Here is a 3,937-nt window from a genome sequence, read left to right on the forward strand (position 1 = left end):
TTTAACAAGACACGATAGATAATTTCAAATGGACTCGATCCCATCGCTTTTGCTGCTTCAATTACCCCATCATCAACATTTAACAGTGCCGACTCAACTTGTCTCGCTACAAACGGTGTCGTCCCCACAATTAACGGAACTAAAGCCCCTTTTAACCCAATCGTTGTGCCAACAATCCACTTCGTAAATGGCATAATAAACGCAAGCAAGATAATGAAAGGAATGGATCTCAAAACATTCATTAATTTTCCGATGATATAATAGACCCATTTATTTTCAACCAAATGATTTTGCCTTGTCACCACTAAAACAACCCCAATTGGCAATCCAATCATCGTTGCAAAAATCCCCGATATACTAACCATTAATAACGTTTCGTTAAGTGCTTTTAATAAATCAGGAAAATACTCGACCACATTTGGACAAATTTGATTAAAGAACTCGACCATCACTTAACACCTCCACTTTAATCTGATTATCATTTAAATACTGTAGTGCCTGACTCATCAATTTCTCATCGCCATGTAAACTGACAATTAGATGCCCAATGGGCGTTTTTTGTATCATCTCCACACTTCCAAATAAAATACTCGCCTCAATATCAAACAACTTTGAAATATTAGAAATAAAGGCTTTACCTGTCTGTTGTCCAACAAATGAAATCTTCACAAGTTTTTCAAGTTTTGTTAATTCTTCAAACGAACCTCTCGACTCTAATAACTCAAAAATCCGTTCATCCTGAAATACATTGGCCACAAAATCCTTTGTAATAGTTGCTTTAGGATTTGAAAAAACATCAACTATAGGTCCTACTTCAACAATTTCACCTTCTTCCATCACCGCCACTTGATGACAAATATCTTTAACAACCTCCATTTGATGCGTAATCAATACCATCGTAATTCCTAACCGTTCATTAATTTCTTTTAACAACCTAAGAATCGATTTAGTCGTTTGAGGATCAAGAGCTGATGTCGCCTCATCACAAAGCAACACTTCTGGATCATTTGCCAATGCCCGAGCAATTGCCACACGTTGTTTTTGACCCCCACTCAACTGATTAGGGTAGACATTAGCCTTTTCCTCTAATCCAACAAGCTTTAATAAACGATCAACCTTCTCCTTTATTTCATCACGATTCAATCCTTGACCTTTTAGCGGATAAGCAATATTTTCATAAACATTACGTGATTTCATGAGATTAAAATGTTGAAAAATCATTCCGATTTTTCGTCTAGCCTCTCTTAATTGCTTCGCATTCAATTGCCCCAGAACCAAATTATTAATCAACACTTCTCCCTCTGTTGGAATTTCTAAATAATTCAAGCATCGGATTAACGTACTTTTTCCTGCTCCACTATACCCAATGATTCCAAGGATTTCACCTCTATTCACCCTTAAATTTATATTTTGTAAAGCTTTAACCACTTGCCCTTGACTTTCAAAGTTCTTACTTACCTGTCTTAACTCAATCATCTTCTATCTCCCTCCTTGTCAGTTGAAATAAAAAAACGGACCCCTTATCAAAAGCTGGGGTCCGTCTCATTAGAGTCCTCTAATAAACAATCCCCTCATCTCCCAGAATCAATCTGTCGGATTTAGCACCGTGTACAACTGTACCGGTTGCTGAAGCTTCATAGGGCCTGTCCCTCCACTTCTCTTGATAAGGAATCCATTTTTATTTCTTTTTTAACTTACGGATACTATACCATCCATTTTATGGAATGTAAAGTCTTTTTAATAATGAAATTTCTTTTTTATTTCATGAATCAGTTTACGATCAGCAAACATAAACATCCCAACACACGTTATTAAGGCGTAATATCCTGCAACCACTGCAACCGCTGGAAAACTAATTAACTCAAAATAAACGAGCATTAATAAAAACAATCCAATACCGCCAAGCAGTAACTGATAACTTGCAAAATCTGTAAAACGCTTTGGTCTTAAAATAATTAACAGTGTAAAGACAGATGTTCCTGCCATCAGTGCCAATGGAAACACAAAATTCAATGACCACCCTTGATAGCCAAGTAAATAATCTAAAATAACGGCAAATACAGTTCCACCAAAGACATGCGTCAAAATATTTGGTCCAATATTTTTTTTCACTCTTAAGCCAATAATAACACTCACTGACAAATATAAAGTAGAACACACAATAATAAAGACCCAATTCCAATTAAAATCATGAAAAATTCCGATGATAAAAGAATACGAAATAATCACCATGGCCATAAATACAATCAGTTTACGAATCGGCACGCGACGTTTCTTTGCAAATCGGGATGGATAATCTCGAACCACTTCAATTTCAACTAAGTCCAATATTTCCCCACATAAAGGACATCTTTTCAATTCATTTTCTACATTCATTTGACATTTAGAACAATATCTCATTATTTATTTCCTCGTTACATGAAATTGTAATTTCAACTTTCTGATCTTTTAAAAATCTAAAGAAGAATCGTTGAATATCAGTTTCTTCTAATGATGATGTAAAACTAACGACTAACGTCTCCTTAAATGAACAAACCCCACAACGAATTCGTTGATGTGGTGTCACCGGAAGCATGACGCGTACTTGATCGACATACTGTGAAATTTCATCTAAAAAGACAATACGCCCAAGATTCGATAACGTGGTTGTCACCCCTTGATCGGCCTTTAAATAAATTTGTCTCATCACCGTATTTTTGATAAACAGTGGAGCAAAACGGATGGCTAAATTTTCTTGAGCACTCACATTATCTTTAATTTTATGCGTCACAACTTGTTGATCTTGCCCCTCAATTAATTGAATGGATACCTGCTTTAAAATATCTTCAAAACTCATCTCCTCTAAAACATTAACCGATACCGTCACATTAGAAAAGAAATTACGCACAGTATTTGACTCAAAACGGGCTCTTAAATCAAATGGAATTGTCACCGTAATTGGTCGCTTATTCTTTGTGAATTTCTCATTTTCCATATAAATCGAATAAATTAATAAAGAAGATAAAAAACAAGACATACTAACGCCATATTGTTTTGATAATTTAACAATCTGTTTTGCTGGCATCATTCCATGAATCACTTTTAATTCTTGAGGACGTTTTTTAATTCCTAGTATTTTATATGCTTTAGAAGTCGTTGGAATAACTTTTCCATCTCGATCCGACACAACTTTTAAAAAACTGTCCTCATCCATTGCACGTTGAGATTGTTGGTCACTCATTAACTGTAAATGTTGATTGACTGAATTAGGATAAACTCTTTTTAAATATTGATACAATAGAACCTGTAAAAACTGTAATGCGCCTGCTCCATCAGCCAAAGCATGAAAAACTTCTAGATGCATCATGTTTTCATAATAGGTGACATTAAATAAATAACCATTATTAGTGTACTTCGTCATTTTTGAACATGGATACGTAAACTCTTTACGAACTCTTGGTTTTTGAATATTCATATCAAAGTAGTACCAAAAAATTCCCATCCTTAGACGTACACTAAATGATGGCATTTCAAGAAGTGCCCCCACGACAGCTTCTGATAAGTAATCCGCTTGAATTGGTTCTGTCATTTTGACCGAAATTCGGAATACATTTGTTGCCTTTGTACTCGATACGAGTGAATATAACTTCGCCACATTATCAAGCTTACTCCAATAAAATGCTTGGTAATTATCATTCATCTACCATCGTCCTTACTTTTTAAATCTACATCGCAAAAATCAATGCTTTATAGCTAATCATACAATAACTAAGATTATAAATCTACCAATTCAATTAAAACAATTTTACTTTTTTTACTTCTTTTTATTCATCTCTTGAGATGAAACTTCTCCATTTATAGAACAAAAATAATAATCTAAATGTTTACTTATATAAATTGTAAAAAATTATGAATTTTTTAAATAAAAATGATTGATTTATCCTTAAAAATCGTTTAA

General features: G+C 34.1%; 4 protein-coding genes and 1 riboswitch. All 4 genes read right to left on the minus strand.

The features are described from left to right. On the minus strand, positions 1-449 hold a 449-nt coding region (locus QWC74_RS03250), incomplete at its 3' end, for a methionine ABC transporter permease (RefSeq protein ID WP_288993911.1). Further along, positions 433-1,476: a methionine ABC transporter ATP-binding protein gene (locus tag QWC74_RS03255; protein WP_006784990.1), complete on the minus strand. Its 1,044-nt coding sequence runs from the start codon at positions 1,474-1,476 to the stop codon at positions 433-435. The genes QWC74_RS03250 and QWC74_RS03255, both read right to left, overlap by 17 nt. A gap of 92 nt (positions 1,477-1,568) precedes the next feature. After that, positions 1,569-1,670: riboswitch (SAM riboswitch) on the minus strand. Positions 1,671-1,737: 67 nt separating this feature from the next. Then, positions 1,738-2,400 carry a DUF6320 domain-containing protein gene (locus tag QWC74_RS03260; protein ID WP_006784989.1) on the minus strand — a complete coding sequence of 221 codons (663 nt, stop codon included), beginning with the start codon at positions 2,398-2,400 and terminating at the stop codon, positions 1,738-1,740. After that, on the minus strand, positions 2,384-3,679 hold the full coding sequence (locus QWC74_RS03265) for a hypothetical protein (protein WP_006784988.1): 1,296 nt from the start codon (positions 3,677-3,679) through the stop codon (positions 2,384-2,386). Before QWC74_RS03265 ends, QWC74_RS03260 begins: the two co-directional genes overlap by 17 nt. Positions 3,680-3,937 lie beyond the last annotated feature (258 nt).

The organism is uncultured Turicibacter sp. (assembly GCF_938044715.1).
GTDB classification, from domain to species: domain Bacteria; phylum Bacillota_I; class Bacilli_A; order MOL361; family Turicibacteraceae; genus Turicibacter; species Turicibacter sanguinis.

What these genes read in the sequence shown, in the direction of transcription:
- QWC74_RS03255 (WP_006784990.1), bottom strand. Translation starts at nt 1,476, where the DNA reads ATGATTGAGTTAAGACAGGTAAGTAAGAACTTTGAAAGTCAAGGGCAA.
- QWC74_RS03260 (WP_006784989.1), bottom strand. Translation starts at nt 2,400, where the DNA reads ATGAGATATTGTTCTAAATGTCAAATGAATGTAGAAAATGAATTGAAA.
- QWC74_RS03265 (WP_006784988.1), bottom strand. Translation starts at nt 3,679, where the DNA reads ATGAATGATAATTACCAAGCATTTTATTGGAGTAAGCTTGATAATGTG.